This window comes from Clostridium sp., from assembly GCF_034179595.1.
In the GTDB taxonomy this organism is placed as follows: Bacteria; Bacillota; Clostridia; order Clostridiales; family Clostridiaceae; genus Clostridium.
Window position 1 is genome coordinate 41,041 of record NZ_JAXFPT010000034.1, and the last position, 14,614, is coordinate 55,654.

Consider the following 14,614-nt stretch of genomic DNA (forward strand, 5'->3'; position numbering starts at 1 on the left):
TTGTTTTGTTTAGTGTTTTTATTTTTTCCCATATATCTATCACCTTCTTTTTTTTAGTTAGTATACTCTTATTATGAAATACTATACTATTAACTATTAACTATTTCACCATTAACATGAATAGTTTCTCCTGTTATAAATGAAGCACCTTCACTTGCTAAAAATACATAAGCTTCAGCTAATTCAACAGGCTGAGCTGGTCTTTTAAAAAGTGTATTAGATCCAAACTTTTGAAATTTAGACTTTTTAAAAGAAGCTGGTATTAACGGAGTCCATACAGGACCTGGTGCTACAGCATTAACACGAATTCCTTTAGATGCTAAATTTAAAGCTAAGCTTCTTGTAAAAGAAGTTAAAGCTCCTTTTGTGGAAGAATAATCTATTAAATCTTTATTTCCATGATATGCAGTAATTGAAGTAGTATTTATAATAGAACTTCCTTTTTTCATATGTGGCAAAGCAGCTTTTGTCATATAAAATGCTCCAAACACATTTGTTTTAAAAGTTCTTATTAATTGATCTTGTGTAATTTCTGTTATAGAAGTACATGTGTGTTGTTCTCCTGCATTATTAATAAGTATATCAATAGTTCCAAACTTTTCTACTGTAGTTTTTATAGCTTCTAAACAAAAATCTTCTGACCCTATATCACCTTCTATTAAAAGACCTTCAGAATTTTCTTTTTCAATTAATTCTAATGTCTTTTTTGCATCTTCCGATTCATTTAAATAAATTATTATAACCTTTGCTCCTTCTCTTGCAAAAGCTAAACTTATGGCTCTACCTATTCCGCTATCTCCACCAGTTACTATAGCTATCTTATTTTTAAGTCTTTTTCCATCATTAATATAATTACATTCAGAATATATAGGTGCTGGATTCATATCTTTTTCTATACCAGGCTGTGATATTTCTTCTTGAGTACTAAAATCATTTGGGAATTTATCTTGTGTCATTAAATCACCTCTACCAAAATAAAATACTCTATTATTATTTCTAGAAAATAATTTAATATTCAAAAGGTAAGAAGAGACTTTTATTAATTAAGCTTTTCTCTTAAATTAAGTTTATCTAAAACTTTACCTATGATTAAAAATATAACTGCACTAGATACTGATTGAACTAAATCCAAGCTAGCTATTGAAAACCCTAATAATATATTGTGTGCAAAAATTCCATTTGCAATAGAATATCCTATATAAGTTATAAAAATACTTAATATTGCTGCAATTATATTTCTTTTGCATAATATTTTTTTATTTTCACTAGTAAAGCTAAGCGTTAATAGTGGTTTTATTATCATAGTTGGAATAGCCCATATAGCTACGCCTGATAAAATGTCAGACAAACCTCCTCCTATAATAGCTGCTAAAATAGCATATTTTTTAGGCAAAAATACTGCTGCTAAAAATATAAAAACATCTCCAAGATGTATATATCCTCCATTTATCCCTGTTGGTATATGCAATAAAAATGTTGTCATAATTATAATCATTGCAATAAATAAAGCTGTTTTTATCAATAACTTTATTTTATTATTCATCTAACAAAACCTCCTTTAATATGCTTTCAAATTGAACTCCATATCTTGGATCTCTTAAATTATGCATAGTTTTATCTATTGCTTTTTTTATAAAGCTTGAAGCCTTTTTAAGTGCTATTTTTATATCATATCCTTTCAATGAATATCCAGTTATTAAAGATGCAAATATATCTCCTGTTCCACTATAGCTATAATTATTATAAAAATATTTCTCTATATAAAACTCATCTTTCTCTTTAATATATAAGATATTTAAAATATTATCATCTATTAGTATTCCAGTTATTATTACATATTTAGGTCCAAGCTTTGAAAGAGATTTTGCTATAGATTTTATTTGATCAATTTTTAGATTATTTATATCAAAATAATCTAAATTTTCGTCTAGTAATATTTTAGCCTCTGTTATATTTGGTGTTATTATATCAGCCATACTCACTAATTCTCTAACACTATTACATAACTCTTTTGTATATGTATCATACATAGCGCCATTATCTCCCATTACAGGGTCAACTATAAATAAAGCCTTATCATTAAATTTAACTAAATCCTTTATAATTTCTATCTGATCTTTAGATCCTAAAAATCCAGTATATATTGCATCAAAGTGTTCATTAGTTTCTTTCCATATTTCTATAGTATTTTTCATGCTATCACTTAAATCTAAAAATGAAAATTTATCAAATGCTGTTTGATTTGATAATACAGCTGTAGGTAATGCACATGCTTCTATATCAAGTACAGAAAGAAGAGGAATTGCAACCGATAAAGAACACTTACCTATCCCAGATAAATCATTTACTATTACTGCTCTTTTTTGTTTATACATTTTAACCGTTGCCAATAATCTATAAATATCTATAAATATTGTTTAATTCCCTGTTCTACGAGTTCAATTTTGAAAACTATAAATAGTAATCTACTTTTATTTGATATAACTCTCCGAGGGCTTAAATTCCGATACAACGAATCGTACATATTAGCATTATCTTTCTTAGTGATATTATGCTAATTTGTATCTTGAAAGATTTATACTTGCATTAAAATCTCTATCTATTTTAAGTCCACATGAACATTTATATATTCTATCGCTAAGTTTTAAATCTTTTTTGATAGCTCCACACTTACTACATAGTTTACTTGATGGATACCACTTATCTGCTTCTACAAATTCTATTCCATAAAACTCACATTTATATTTCATTTTAGTTTTAAAATCATATAAACATTGTTCAGATATAGCTTTTGATAAATATTTATTTTTCATCATATCTTTTATATTAAGTGTTTCCATAACAACTCTAAATGGTTTGGTTTTCACTATTTTATTCGTTGTTTGGTGAATGTGATTACTTCTTATATTAGTTAATCTTCTATGAAGCAATCTAATTTCTTTTTCAAGTTTTATGATATTGTTAGTCTTTTTATATTGACAACGGGTTTCACCACCTTTCTTTATTTTATTCATTTCATATTTTCGACTAACTCTTTTTTGTTTTCTTTTTAAAACTTTTTTAAGCCTTTTAACTTCTTTAGTTTTATTGATATTTTTAAAAGTCATTCCGTTACTGCATATAGCTAAATCTTTTATACCAACATCAACTCCTATACTTTCGGTAGTTAATTTAATATTAGGTTTTTCTACTTCAATACCAACAGATAAATACCAATATTTATTATCAAAACTTATTCTTGGATTAGTATATTTAACATTTACAGGTAGTTGTTCTTTAGTTTTTATCCAACCTACTTTTTCAATTAATACTGACTTTTCTTTAGCTTTTAATTTAGCGGTATCATTATAAAAAGATGGTTTTGATTTTTTCTTGGTTTTAAATTTAGGTTTATCTGCTAAACCTTTAAAAAAGCTCTTATATGCATTACAACAGTCTTTTACAGCTTGTTTTGCTACATTATTAGATACTTCATTAAGCCAAGATAATTCATTCTTTTTAAGTTTGGTAATCTCTTTTCTTAAATCACTATCTTTAATAAACTTACCACCATTTTTATAATTTTCTTCTTGTCTATTTAAAGTCCAGTTATAGATAAATCTTGCAGTACCAACAGATTGCCATAGCTTTTGCTCTTGTTCTTTGGTTGGAAATAATCTAATTTTCTTTGCAAGTATCAACTTCTAACAACTCCTTAATCATTTTTTTAGCTTTATTTACTCTTTTCCCCTGAAGCCTACAACTAAATACTGTAACTATTTGAATTAAATCTTCAACTAATTCCTGTTCTTCTGATTTTTTAGTATTATCTATAATCTCAATAACACAACCATATTTATTACATAGGTTTTCTATTAATTCATATCCAAATCTAACTAATCTATCTTTATAAAGAACTACTACTTTTTCAACTTCTGAATTAGTAATCATATCTATTAATTGATTTAACCCCTTTTTATTATAGTTAATTCCACTTCCTATATCTGAAATAATTTCAAATTGATAACCTTTTGCATACATATATGTTTTTACATTTTCAATTTGTCTTTTTAAATCATCTTTTTGTTTATAGGAACTAACTCTACAATATCCAATAATTTTTTTATTTAATTGTTGCTCTGATTTTAAGCCTAAGAAATGATTAAGTTGTTCTTGTGAATAATATCTTGTACCACCTGCCGTAACATGATGTGGTTTCAAAGTTCCATTTCTATCCCAATTTCTAAGAGTTTGAATAGTTTTACCTATCTTTGTTGCAAATTCTCCTATTGAATAGTAATTCATATATTTATCACCTCAATAGAATTATACAAAAATATCTATAAAATTTTAATATATTTTTATATATATTTATAGATTTATTTCAACTGTTATTTACCTTCTCCTAAAATAAAAAATATATATTATTTATATTATCATATAAATTTTTCCTATCATAATGTATCGGTACATTAATTATTAATGTATCATATGTTACGGATTTATTTTAAAAAATATTATATAATAATGACAAATAAAATTTTAGGAGGTAGTAATATGAGTTGTGGATGTTCATCTTTAGGAAATGATGGAAAGGCAGTTGCAGATTTAGTTAGAAGTAAGGGATTTGAAAATATGCCAACAAAGGTTAATCATAGCATTAAATGTTCATGTGGTGAAACTTTTATAATGGATACATTAGTATTTAAATGCCCAAACTGTAAGATGACTTATGCTGTAACACCTTGTAGTTCAGATAACGTAGAAAACGTAAAATCTTGCGGAATTGACTATTAAAAAAATAACCTGTATAAATTCAGGTTATTTTTTTATTTTAGAAATAATCTTTTCTTTATTATTTTTTAACTTAGAGAAAACAAATATTGCTACTAGTAAAAATATTGCTATATTTGAGTATCTTTTTAATATATCAGTTATAACGTCAAAATTATCCCCTAAGAAATATCCTATTAATATTAGTACTGTATTCCAAAATGCAATTCCAATGGATGAGTATGTTATAAAGGTTATATAATTTAATCTTTGAGCACCAGCTAGTATAGATATATATGTTCTTGTTATTGGAACTATTCTAGCCAATAATACAGTTATTTTACCATATTTTAAAAACCAATTATTTAAAGAATTAATTGTATTTCTGGTCTTAGGAAATTTTTTTTTGCTATAATTTAAGAGTGGAACTCCACCTAAAACACCTATAATATAACATATAGTTGATCCAACTATACCTGCTAAAATTGAAGTAATAATTGCAAATAAATATTTTAATTCACCATTATAAACTAGTATTCCTATTAATGGCAATAATATCTCACTTGATATAGGAAAACATGCGTACTCTAAAGCCACACTAATAAATATTCCAACATATCCTAAAGATTCTGCAAATGCTATTATCCATTGTATAATATCGCTCATTTATATACCCCAAACCTTTTATGCTTTACTTTGTCCTCTATTAAAGCAAATTATAGCAAGTCCCGATCCTATTAAAGCTGAAGTAATAAATATAAATAATTCTTTCATAATATCATCTCCTATTTTTATTCTAGTTAATATATATGTTTCTTATTTTTTATTATGTATAATATTTTTATTTATTTATTTTAATTTTCATTTACGAGTATTTTATATAAGATTATATCTAAAACTAAAAAAGAAGCACTTACAATTTTATAAGTGCTTCTTTTTTATGTAAATTACTTAGTTCCAGTAGTTCCAAATCCACCTCTGTTTTCATTTCCAAAGCTTTCTTTTTCACTTATTATTAATTCTGGCATGATTTTATTAATCTTCATTTGACAAACTCTATCATAAACATTTATTTGTCCATCTCTTAATGCATAACAAGGGAAATAGTATATATCATTATCCCCTACATATGTATCATCTCCTACACCATAATGATTAGTTTGAATTAATCCATAATTTTTAAATGTAGAACTTCTTGGCACAATATTAATTTCATATCCTTTAGGTTGATTTAATGATATACCAAGGCATAACATCATAGTATCCCCTTCTTTATATTTTAAGATTCCATCTTTAAAATCCTCTTCTGTTAACTTTACACCATTTTTCTTTCCACCAACAATTATTCTAAGATCTATCCAATTTCCTTTATCTATTTTTTCTAATCTTGGCATGTTTTTATCATGATAAATTATATCTAAATGAATTGGTTTATTTAATTCTTCCCTAACTATTTCTCTTATTAAATCTTTATCTAACACTCTTATCTCTCCTTAAAACTACAAATATCTAATATTATAACTTTATTATAATGTAATTTTCAAATAAGTTAGTATAAGATTATTTTTATATTTTAAAAATAGATATAGATCATATAAAAGAATAAAAAATATTTTAATATTTGTAAAAAGATAAAAAATTAGAGAGGAAAAATAATCCTCTCTAATTTAGTTTATAATTACATAACTCTTCCTGGTATTATTGCATCTAATATTCCAATAATTAAAGCAGCTATTAATGCACCTATTATTGATGTATTCATACCTGGAACTAAAAATTGTGTCAAATATATTATTATGGCGGCTATAATAAATCCTTTTATTCCTTTTCCAAAAGGTGATGCATCAACGCCCATAAATCTTTCTACTAAATAATCTAAAACACTTATTATAACTGCTGCTAATAAAAATGACCATAACCCATTGATATTAAATCCTGGTGTAAAAAATGATGTTAAACCTAGAATAATCGCAAATAATACTATTCTTACAACTAACTTAAGAAAACCATTAGTGTTTCCTAAGTTTTCTCTATTGTCTGCCATTTTTATACCTCCTAAAAATTAATTTTATTATCATAGATAGTTTCTACTAACGATAAAAAAATATACCATAAAAAATAACCATACAAATTTACATGGTTATTTCAAAATTTAAAATTATTTAGTTTGAGCTTCCAAGTCTTTATTATCAGCTAATAATCTATTGCTATCTATTTGTGTATTTTGATTATCATCTGATTTAACACTTGTTTTAACAACATTATTATCTAATTTATCATCTGCTTGTACAGTTTTTTTGTTATCTAAAGAATTGCTTTTATTTTCTTTTTGATTAGATTCTTTTTCATCAGAATTTTCTTTTGTATTTTGTTTATCTTCTACATTAGAATTTTGATTATCATCTGATTTATTATTATCTTTAGAATCTTTTTTATCATCTACTTTAGTATTTTCAGTATTTTGTTTTTTATCTTGTTTTTCTTCTGATTTATTGTCTACCTTTTTATCATCTACTTTAGTATTTTCTTTAACATTTTTCTTAGAATCTACTTTATTATCATTCTTATCGATTTGCTTTTCTTCAGATTTAACTTCTTCTCTATTATCCTTATTTAAATCTTCTTCGTATGAATCTCCATCATTTGTTATAGTTATTTGACCAAACTTATCAAAGGCTGCACTTATATGTAATCCATCAAAAGTTCCTGAGAAGTTTTTACCACTATCAAGAGCATCTTTTATTTCGTCTACAGCACTTGGAGTTATCTTTTCAAACACCTTAAGTATTTCCTCTTCTTCACTTGAAGTAAATGAACCATCAGTTAAGAACTTAATTTCATTTGAATTTACAGTAAATCCACTAACTCCAATAGTAAATCCACTATTATAAACATGATTCCAATTTCCAGTATCCTTCATGTCTTCATAGTAATTATTAAGATTTTGTCTAGGAGCTACTTTTTCATTACTTGATTTATTTTTATTGTTATCTATGTTCTTTCCTTCATCTACAAAACTACTATAAACAAAGCCTTCTTTTCCATCTACAGATATTTTATACCAATCTCCTTGTTTACCTATAATTTTAACATTAGTATTATTTTCTAAGCTTCCAATTATATTTGAATCTGTAGTAGCTTTTTCTCTAAGATTTAAGCCTGTTGTTACATTTACAACATGTCCATCTTCATTCATGCTTTCAAATTGTTCATTTAAATCACTTTTTATAAATTGTAAATCCTTTTTTTCTACATTTCCTTTTAATCCAAATTGAGTTGTTACATTACACACATCTTTATTAAACTCTCTAACATCTATACCATCATAAGGGTTAGTATATCCAACTATTTTTCCATTATTATTCTTAATTGCAACTTTATCTTTAACTATAGCTTCTGAAATATCACTTTTAGTATTTATTGTTGCATTTGCAACTGTAGGTACATATCCTATAATACTTCCTAAGATACAAGCTCCAATTAACAATGATGTAATTTCTTTTCGTTTCATACTTTTTTTGCTCCTCTGTAATTCAATATTTTATTTCTATTAATCAATATTAAAGTAAAATTATATTTTTTGTTTTATAATTTACATTTTTTTCACTTTATTCTTCAATTATACACCATCATTACTTGTTCTACAAACAATTCATATATTTTTAAGAATATTATTTTAATCATAATAAAATTCTATTCTTAAATTACAATAAAAAAAGATAGCTTCAATAAAAACTATCTTTTTTATAATTAAAAATTTTAAATAAATTTATTATTCTGACTTATTATATACATCTGATAATTGTTCAAGTAATTGAGTATTTGGATTTATCCACTTCTTACATATAGCTAATTCTGTAACTGCAGAATGTCCAGCTACCATTTGATTTAATCCATTAGAATAAATAAGTCTAAGTTCTGGATTACTACTAGTTAATGTGGCATCTAAATACATCTTAGCCCCTTCCTTTGCTGCTACAAGCATACTCATAGCTATAACTTCACTAGCTATTTCATTTTTTCCATTTAATAAACTTGAAATTAAATTTTGCATTCTTATTCCCCCTTTTTAATTGAATCTTGATTTTCTTTAATGAATGTTTTAAGAGCTTTTATTCTCCCCTCAGCTGCAAGCACACTAGCTTCACCTTGTCTTTTTAAATCTTCATCTGTTATTAGTGCATTAATAGCTTTTTGTGCTTTAACTGCATTATTTTCCATCTTTAAAAGTCCTATTAAAGATAGAATTTCTACTTCAGAAACTTTCTTCATATTTTAATCCTCCATCATAATTATTTTTCTTTTTTATATTGTGTAATATTTTTATTATTAAACTTACGATTTTTTCAATTATTTGCTTAATCATCATTTACGAGTATTTTATATAAGACTTTAAGCAAATATTATAGTTAACAATTATATTAATAAGTAATAAGATTATTAGGAATAAATGATTTATATGTTGGAGTAGAATCAGGTATTGATGAAGTTTTATTAAAGATAAATAAAGGACATAACCTTAAAGAAGCTAAAGAACAATTAGAAAGATTAAATAAAGCAAACATAAACCACGCTGCATTACTAATACTTGGAGTAGCTGGAAAAGGACATGGAGAAGAAAACGCTAAAGAAACTGCAAAATTCCTTAATGAAACTAAACCAAGTCTTATATGGGTTGGAACTTTAGGAGTATTTGAAGGAACACAACTTGAAAAGCAAGTTAATGAAGGAACTTTCATAGAAGCTTCTGAAATAGAAAACTTAATGGAATTAAAAACATTAATTAATAATATAGAATTAGAAAATGTTCCTTTTTATTGTGTACATACTACTAATGTTATACCAGTATTAGGTATGCTTCCTAGAGATAAGGAACAAATGTTACAAAAAATAGATTTAGGTATTAAAAACCTTGGTGAAGAAGCTTTATCTAAGACTTTTAAAAGGGATGCTAGCATGAGCTAAAAAGTTAATAAATATATAAAAAAGCTATTAGAATTTAATCTAATAGCTTTTTTTAAACAATTAATAATTTTATATTTAAAGTATATTATTTTGCATATTTAGTTACTTTTACTGGCTTGTCATCTTTATCAAACCACCACTTTTTACCGTTTGCATTAAGAACTATATTACCTATTTTATCAGTTCTATAAACATCTATATTTTTATCATACTTAGCATATCTTTTAAACATTTCTTTAGTTGGATGTCCATAACTTTTGCCATCTGTACTTATAACTATTTTTTCAGGATCATATTTCTTTATAAATTCATCTGATGATGAATATTTAGAACCATGATGAGGTACTTGCAGTACATCTACATTATATTTTTTAGCTGCTTTTTCTGCTCCCTTTTCAACATCACCAGTTAATAAAACTTTTAAATTTCCATAATTTATATATGTCATTACTGAATCTTCATTATCAGTTTTATAATCTTTACTACTTTGAATAAATTCAAATGTAGCTCCACCAATTTTTAGCTTTGTCCCACTTTTAGCATCATAAATTTTACAGCCCTTTTCTTTTTTAGCTAAATTTAAAACAGATTTTGCAGTTTTAGTTGTATATGGGATATCTTTTGGATAGTAAAATTTCTTTACTTTCATTTTTTTAAATACTTCTTGTAATCCACCAGCATGATCTGCATCTGGATGTGTAGATATTACATATTCTAAATCCATATTTTTTTCTTGTTTTAATAATTCACTAACAACCTTTTTCCCTTTTCCAGAACTTCCAGCATCAATTAGTATATCTGTTCCATCTGGAGCTTCAATATATATTGCATCTCCTGCCCCCACATTTATAAATTCAATTTTCATGTTTTGCTTTTTAGATGCTGCAAAAACTTCAGTTGGTATTGTAGCAAATAAAGAAAAAGCTACACATAAAGAAGTTAATTTACACATTAGTTTTTTCATTTTTATTCCCCCTAGTAAAATATTTAATATATAAAACTTTTTATATATTAAAACCGATATTAATTTTACCATTAAACATTATATAAATAAACCCCTTATAACTTATAAATTTACAAAATTCAGTATATACAGATTTTATTTTTATTAAATTATATAAGTTGTAATATGTTGATTCTTTTTGTAATTAATGATAATATTTACTGTTAAATATTAAAAAATTAGGAGGAAAATATGAATAAAAAACTTCAAATACTAATCATATCTATGATAGTAATTTCTTTAATTTCTTCAATTATTCCTTTAATCGGAATATTATCAGCTATTCTTTCATCAATTTTATATATACTCTTTAAAAAGAATGAAAAATCTATTTTCTATAAAGAAAACTTAGACAAAGAAATTTTAAACTCTGAAAATACTTTTAAAGAAAAACAAAATATATTAAAAGAAATTCAAAGTAATATATCTAAAAAACAAGATGAGTTAAATTTAGAAAAATTGAAATTAGATGAATTAAAAAATCAATTTGACTACTTAAAAGAAATAGTTTGCTTAAATCTAACAAATTAATGAACTTATTTCTAAATATAAAATTTCAATAAGTACTGACTTCTTTAAATTAAAAATAGATGAACTTCAACTACAATATGAATATTTATTAAAAATTCAAGAAGAACGTGAAGAACAAAGAATAATAAAGGAGAAAATAAGAGAAGAAGCTAAAGTTCAAACTGAAATAGAAAAACTTAAAACAGAAGCCAAAAAAGAAGAAGAATTATATCAAAAAGCATTTTTTAAGGCAAAATCAGAATTAGAAAAAGCTTCCGAAGATGAAAAGAAAAAGTTATTACTTGAAATGAATTCATTAAAAGAAAAAATTAAAATGGCTGAAGAGAAAAATCAAAGAGCAATATCTATGGCAGAACAAACTAAAGCTGGCCATGTTTATATAATTTCTAATATAGGATCATTTGGAGAAGATGTTTATAAAATAGGTGTTACAAGAAGATTAGACCCTAACGATAGAATAAAAGAATTAAGTAATGCATCTGTTCCATTTAATTTCGATGTCCATGCTCTAATACCTAGTGACGATGCTCCTGCATTAGAAAAAGAATTACATAATCACTTTGATTCATATAGAGTAAACAAAGTAAATTGTAGAAAAGAATTCTTTAAAGTTAAATTATCAGAAATAGAAACTTTCGTAAATAAAAAGATGAATAATAAAATTCAATTTACTAAGTTAGCTGAAGCTTTAGAATATAAACAAAGTTTACAAACAAATTAATAAAAATAAATAAAAAAGACTTTTTCTGTTATGAAAAAGTCTTTTTTATTTTAACTAGCAAAGTTTTTGTTCAAATATATTATCAAGATTTAGTTTTTTAATCTTATCTTTTATTTCATTTATATCTGTAGTATATAGTCCCTTATCTTGCATCCTCTTAAAATACTCTGATCCTGCAAATGTATATCTTCCCTTTCTTCCTTCTCTTGTACTAGATTTTTCATTTGCATATGCAATTAAATCACCTATTGCAAGACTTCTTGGAAGTATTAATAAAGGCATTCCCATAACTTGCCTTACAGCATTATGACCAGCTAAACTTCCTGTACATATAGCTTCTGTATGTCCAACAAAAAGTCCTGACTTTTCTCCACCACATAATAAATTTTGTACTCCATCAACTCTCATATCGTTACTTCTTGGCGCTACAGAAAGATATCTTATAGAATTCCCTTTACTTCCTGCATAAGGATCTACATACTTCGCTTTTTCTAATCCCTTAATTTTTCTAAGCTTCTTTAATGGATAATAGGTAGTCATTAACTTAGCATGTCCAGTATAAACAAAAAAACAACCTTTATTTTTATAATTTTTTATTCTTTTATTTCTCTATATACTTTTCTAATTTTCAATAAAGTTTATAATAATCTCATTTGTATCGCTATTATAATAAACTGAATCTATAATAATATTTATTAATTTTCTTTGCTCTTCTCTACTTAAATTATATATACTTGTATATTTATTTAATATTTTTTCTATACTATCTACATTTATAACTTCATTATTAGAGAAATTTTCAGCATCTATTTTTTTAATCTCATCTTCACACATATTAATTTCTTTTTTCAATTCTTTTATTTTACTTACTAGTATATCAGCAATATCATTATCTATACTAAGTTTGTTTACTAAGCATCCTATTTGTTTATTCTTTTCTTTTATCTGTTTTTGTATGGATTTCTTTTTTAGAATATTAGATTTATCTTTTTGTATTTCTAGAAATTTTTCATTTAAGTTTTTAGCAAATTCTTTTTTATTTAAAAAAATCTTTTCTACTTCACTTAACACAACTTCTTCTATATCCTTTGCTCTTAAATTTTTAGAATTACAAACTTTACTTTTTGAACGCCTTTTCATTGAGCAAACATAATAAAAGAGTTTTTTACCAGTTTTCTTAGATACTTTTCCATGTGTAATTATCATGCTACTATCACATTTTGCACACTTTAATACACCTGTAAGAATAGAATTATTTACTTTAGATATTTTTTTTGGAAAACTATCTTTATTTCTTTTAAGTTGAAATTGTACTTTAAGCCATATATCTGAATCAATAATACCTGGAACATTACTTATAGCTGCTATCCATAATGACTTATCTTTTATTTTCTTAGTAATTTTACCATTTACATTTATACTTTCAGTTTTATTATAGCTTAAAAATCCGTGAATTTTATCTGTTTCACCATATACATTCCATCCATCATTTTTCAAAAAATCAGCTACTTCTGGAGTAGATTTTACATATACAGGATTTTGCAATATTAACTTTAATGATGTTTTTTCTAAGAACATTTCCTGCCTTGATTTAATGTTATGACTTTTAAACCATACTTCTGTTTTATGAAGTGAGCCTTCCTTAAGATATACATCATATATCATTTCAACAATTTTAGCTTCTTCTTTATTTATAACAAGGTTTACAGATTTTCTTTCATTACCTTCTTCATCTAACCATTTAACTTTTTGACTTTCATATCCAAGAGGAACTCTTCCACCAGTCCAATATCCTTTTTTACCCATTTCAAGCATATTATCACGTATACGCTCTGCAATTGTTTCTCTTTCAAGTTGAGCAAATACTGATGATATATAAATCATTGCTCTTCCCATTGGACTTGATGTGTCAAATTGTTCTCTTATGCTTATAAAATCACAATTATAACTCTGAAGCACCTCAAGTGTCGAAGAAAAATCTGCTACATTTCTACTTATCCTATCTAATCTATAACAAATCAAAACATCATATTTTTTAATATTTTTCATTAACTCCTTAAATTTAGGTCTATTAAGATTACTTCCAGTAAAGCCTTCATCTTCATATTCATCAAATTCTAACTCTTCATTTTTAAATTTAGACTTAGCAAATTCCCTACACATAGCTAATTGATTTTCAATTGAATCCCCCATACCAGTAAACTTTGACTTTCTACTGTATATTGCTATTTTCATTTAATTACCTCATTTTTTAAATTTAAAAATATTAATACATCTGATACTTATATCTATATATAAATAATATTTTTTATTCTTTTTCCAAATGATTTAATATCTATTGTAACTAACTAATGTCTATATACATATAATGATTTAATATAGTTAAAATAAATTCTTAAATAAGGTGATTTCATGTTTAATATAAAAGTAAATTTACCAAATGATCTAAGTGCAATAATTAATCATATAGTTAATTTCCAAACTGATAAACTTATAACAGAATGTTCAAATAAAGAAGTCCAAGCTATAATACACTACTTATATAATAAAAAATGAGGTATAAAAAAATACCTCAAAAACACTAGATAGACTATAAAATTTGTAACTTTCTTAATATTTATAATTCCAATATGGTACTACTT

19 protein-coding genes and 1 pseudogene are annotated in these 14,614 nt (G+C 25.1%); 5 read left to right on the forward strand and 15 right to left on the reverse strand.

Annotated features, from left to right (window positions below):
• Nucleotides 1-89: 89 nt before the first annotated feature.
• From SPJ33_RS04100 to SPJ33_RS04120, 5 genes are all read right to left on the reverse strand, one after another.
• A complete protein-coding gene (locus SPJ33_RS04100; protein WP_321116707.1) occupies nucleotides 90-956 on the reverse strand; it encodes a glucose 1-dehydrogenase in 867 nt (288 codons plus the stop codon).
• A gap of 83 nt (nucleotides 957-1,039) precedes the next feature.
• Nucleotides 1,040-1,543 carry a TIGR04002 family protein gene (locus SPJ33_RS04105; protein ID WP_321116708.1) on the reverse strand — a complete coding sequence of 168 codons (504 nt, stop codon included), beginning with the start codon at nucleotides 1,541-1,543 and terminating at the stop codon, nucleotides 1,040-1,042.
• Nucleotides 1,536-2,375 (reverse strand): pyridoxamine kinase, encoded by an 840-nt coding sequence (locus SPJ33_RS04110; RefSeq protein ID WP_321116709.1) that lies wholly within the window; start codon nucleotides 2,373-2,375, stop codon nucleotides 1,536-1,538. The genes SPJ33_RS04105 and SPJ33_RS04110 overlap by 8 nt, the downstream gene beginning before the upstream one ends.
• 174 nt (nucleotides 2,376-2,549) lie before the next feature.
• Nucleotides 2,550-3,680, reverse strand: a complete 1,131-nt coding sequence (locus SPJ33_RS04115; protein WP_321116710.1) for a transposase — start codon at nucleotides 3,678-3,680, stop codon at nucleotides 2,550-2,552.
• Nucleotides 3,658-4,284: an IS607 family transposase gene (locus SPJ33_RS04120; protein WP_321116711.1), complete on the reverse strand. Its 627-nt coding sequence runs from the start codon at nucleotides 4,282-4,284 to the stop codon at nucleotides 3,658-3,660. The genes SPJ33_RS04115 and SPJ33_RS04120 overlap by 23 nt, the downstream gene beginning before the upstream one ends.
• Nucleotides 4,285-4,536: 252 nt before the next feature.
• Here SPJ33_RS04120 and SPJ33_RS04125 point away from each other — a divergent pair, with 252 nt between their 5' ends.
• Entirely contained in the window at nucleotides 4,537-4,776 is a 240-nt protein-coding gene (locus SPJ33_RS04125; protein WP_321116712.1) for a hypothetical protein, read from the forward strand.
• Between the two features lie 24 nt (nucleotides 4,777-4,800).
• On the opposite strand, the gene SPJ33_RS04130 is transcribed toward SPJ33_RS04125, so the two are convergent.
• From SPJ33_RS04130 to SPJ33_RS04160, 7 genes are all read right to left on the reverse strand, one after another.
• Nucleotides 4,801-5,418, reverse strand: a complete 618-nt coding sequence (locus SPJ33_RS04130; RefSeq protein ID WP_321116713.1) for a DedA family protein — start codon at nucleotides 5,416-5,418, stop codon at nucleotides 4,801-4,803.
• A 281-nt stretch (nucleotides 5,419-5,699) separates the two neighbouring features.
• A complete protein-coding gene (locus tag SPJ33_RS04135; RefSeq protein WP_321116714.1) occupies nucleotides 5,700-6,233 on the reverse strand; it encodes a deoxyuridine 5'-triphosphate nucleotidohydrolase in 534 nt (177 codons plus the stop codon).
• A gap of 197 nt (nucleotides 6,234-6,430) precedes the next feature.
• Entirely contained in the window at nucleotides 6,431-6,796 is a 366-nt protein-coding gene (locus tag SPJ33_RS04140; RefSeq protein WP_321116715.1) for a phage holin family protein, read from the reverse strand.
• Nucleotides 6,797-6,910: 114 nt separating this feature from the next.
• Nucleotides 6,911-8,263 carry an SH3 domain-containing protein gene (locus SPJ33_RS04145; RefSeq protein ID WP_321116716.1) on the reverse strand — a complete coding sequence of 451 codons (1,353 nt, stop codon included), beginning with the start codon at nucleotides 8,261-8,263 and terminating at the stop codon, nucleotides 6,911-6,913.
• Nucleotides 8,264-8,524: 261 nt separating this feature from the next.
• Entirely contained in the window at nucleotides 8,525-8,806 is a 282-nt protein-coding gene (locus SPJ33_RS04150) for a spore coat protein (RefSeq protein WP_321116717.1), read from the reverse strand.
• Between the two features lie 2 nt (nucleotides 8,807-8,808).
• Nucleotides 8,809-9,024 (reverse strand): hypothetical protein, encoded by a 216-nt coding sequence (locus SPJ33_RS04155; protein ID WP_321116718.1) that lies wholly within the window; start codon nucleotides 9,022-9,024, stop codon nucleotides 8,809-8,811.
• A 149-nt stretch (nucleotides 9,025-9,173) separates the two neighbouring features.
• Nucleotides 9,174-9,491, reverse strand: coding sequence for a hypothetical protein (locus SPJ33_RS04160; protein WP_321116719.1), 318 nt, complete (start codon nucleotides 9,489-9,491; stop codon nucleotides 9,174-9,176).
• Between the two features lie 25 nt (nucleotides 9,492-9,516).
• Here SPJ33_RS04160 and SPJ33_RS04165 point away from each other — a divergent pair, with 25 nt between their 5' ends.
• Nucleotides 9,517-9,717 (forward strand): hypothetical protein, encoded by a 201-nt coding sequence (locus SPJ33_RS04165; protein WP_321116720.1) that lies wholly within the window; start codon nucleotides 9,517-9,519, stop codon nucleotides 9,715-9,717.
• 85 nt (nucleotides 9,718-9,802) lie between these two features.
• On the opposite strand, the gene SPJ33_RS04170 is transcribed toward SPJ33_RS04165, so the two are convergent.
• Nucleotides 9,803-10,681, reverse strand: coding sequence for a ComEC/Rec2 family competence protein (locus SPJ33_RS04170; RefSeq protein ID WP_321116721.1), 879 nt, complete (start codon nucleotides 10,679-10,681; stop codon nucleotides 9,803-9,805).
• Nucleotides 10,682-10,912: 231 nt separating this feature from the next.
• Here SPJ33_RS04170 and SPJ33_RS04175 point away from each other — a divergent pair, with 231 nt between their 5' ends.
• A complete protein-coding gene (locus tag SPJ33_RS04175) occupies nucleotides 10,913-11,251 on the forward strand; it encodes a hypothetical protein (protein WP_321116722.1) in 339 nt (112 codons plus the stop codon).
• 286 nt (nucleotides 11,252-11,537) lie between these two features.
• Nucleotides 11,538-11,972 carry a GIY-YIG nuclease family protein gene (locus SPJ33_RS04180; protein ID WP_321116723.1) on the forward strand — a complete coding sequence of 145 codons (435 nt, stop codon included), beginning with the start codon at nucleotides 11,538-11,540 and terminating at the stop codon, nucleotides 11,970-11,972.
• 54 nt (nucleotides 11,973-12,026) lie between these two features.
• On the opposite strand, the pseudogene SPJ33_RS04185 reads toward SPJ33_RS04180, so the two are convergent.
• Nucleotides 12,027-12,530, reverse strand: a pseudogene (locus SPJ33_RS04185) (FAD-dependent oxidoreductase); the annotation flags it as partial.
• Between the two features lie 63 nt (nucleotides 12,531-12,593).
• The gene (locus tag SPJ33_RS04190) at nucleotides 12,594-14,207 is read right to left on the reverse strand and encodes a recombinase family protein (RefSeq protein ID WP_321116724.1); all 1,614 of its coding nucleotides are present in this window, start codon (nucleotides 14,205-14,207) and stop codon (nucleotides 12,594-12,596) included.
• A gap of 177 nt (nucleotides 14,208-14,384) precedes the next feature.
• Between SPJ33_RS04190 and SPJ33_RS04195 the strand changes: the two genes are divergently transcribed.
• Complete coding sequence (locus SPJ33_RS04195; RefSeq protein WP_321116725.1) at nucleotides 14,385-14,528, forward strand: hypothetical protein; 144 nt, start codon at nucleotides 14,385-14,387, stop codon at nucleotides 14,526-14,528.
• Nucleotides 14,529-14,614: the final 86 nt, after the last annotated feature.

Excerpts from the sequence above, each read along its gene's own strand:
- SPJ33_RS04170 (WP_321116721.1), bottom strand. The coding sequence starts at position 10,681 with ATGAAAAAACTAATGTGTAAATTAACTTCTTTATGTGTAGCTTTTTCT.
- SPJ33_RS04110 (WP_321116709.1), bottom strand. The coding sequence starts at position 2,375 with ATGTATAAACAAAAAAGAGCAGTAATAGTAAATGATTTATCTGGGATA.
- SPJ33_RS04100 (WP_321116707.1), bottom strand. The coding sequence starts at position 956 with ATGACACAAGATAAATTCCCAAATGATTTTAGTACTCAAGAAGAAATA.
- SPJ33_RS04150 (WP_321116717.1), bottom strand. The coding sequence starts at position 8,806 with ATGCAAAATTTAATTTCAAGTTTATTAAATGGAAAAAATGAAATAGCT.
- SPJ33_RS04160 (WP_321116719.1), bottom strand. The coding sequence starts at position 9,491 with ATGAAAGTTCCTTCATTAACTTGCTTTTCAAGTTGTGTTCCTTCAAAT.
- SPJ33_RS04195 (WP_321116725.1), top strand. The coding sequence starts at position 14,385 with ATGTTTAATATAAAAGTAAATTTACCAAATGATCTAAGTGCAATAATT.
- SPJ33_RS04140 (WP_321116715.1), bottom strand. The coding sequence starts at position 6,796 with ATGGCAGACAATAGAGAAAACTTAGGAAACACTAATGGTTTTCTTAAG.
- SPJ33_RS04155 (WP_321116718.1), bottom strand. The coding sequence starts at position 9,024 with ATGAAGAAAGTTTCTGAAGTAGAAATTCTATCTTTAATAGGACTTTTA.
- SPJ33_RS04180 (WP_321116723.1), top strand. The coding sequence starts at position 11,538 with ATGAATTCATTAAAAGAAAAAATTAAAATGGCTGAAGAGAAAAATCAA.
- SPJ33_RS04120 (WP_321116711.1), bottom strand. The coding sequence starts at position 4,284 with ATGAATTACTATTCAATAGGAGAATTTGCAACAAAGATAGGTAAAACT.
- SPJ33_RS04190 (WP_321116724.1), bottom strand. The coding sequence starts at position 14,207 with ATGAAAATAGCAATATACAGTAGAAAGTCAAAGTTTACTGGTATGGGG.
- SPJ33_RS04165 (WP_321116720.1), top strand. The coding sequence starts at position 9,517 with ATGGAATTAAAAACATTAATTAATAATATAGAATTAGAAAATGTTCCT.
- SPJ33_RS04130 (WP_321116713.1), bottom strand. The coding sequence starts at position 5,418 with ATGAGCGATATTATACAATGGATAATAGCATTTGCAGAATCTTTAGGA.
- SPJ33_RS04145 (WP_321116716.1), bottom strand. The coding sequence starts at position 8,263 with ATGAAACGAAAAGAAATTACATCATTGTTAATTGGAGCTTGTATCTTA.
- SPJ33_RS04105 (WP_321116708.1), bottom strand. The coding sequence starts at position 1,543 with ATGAATAATAAAATAAAGTTATTGATAAAAACAGCTTTATTTATTGCA.
- SPJ33_RS04175 (WP_321116722.1), top strand. The coding sequence starts at position 10,913 with ATGAATAAAAAACTTCAAATACTAATCATATCTATGATAGTAATTTCT.
- SPJ33_RS04125 (WP_321116712.1), top strand. The coding sequence starts at position 4,537 with ATGAGTTGTGGATGTTCATCTTTAGGAAATGATGGAAAGGCAGTTGCA.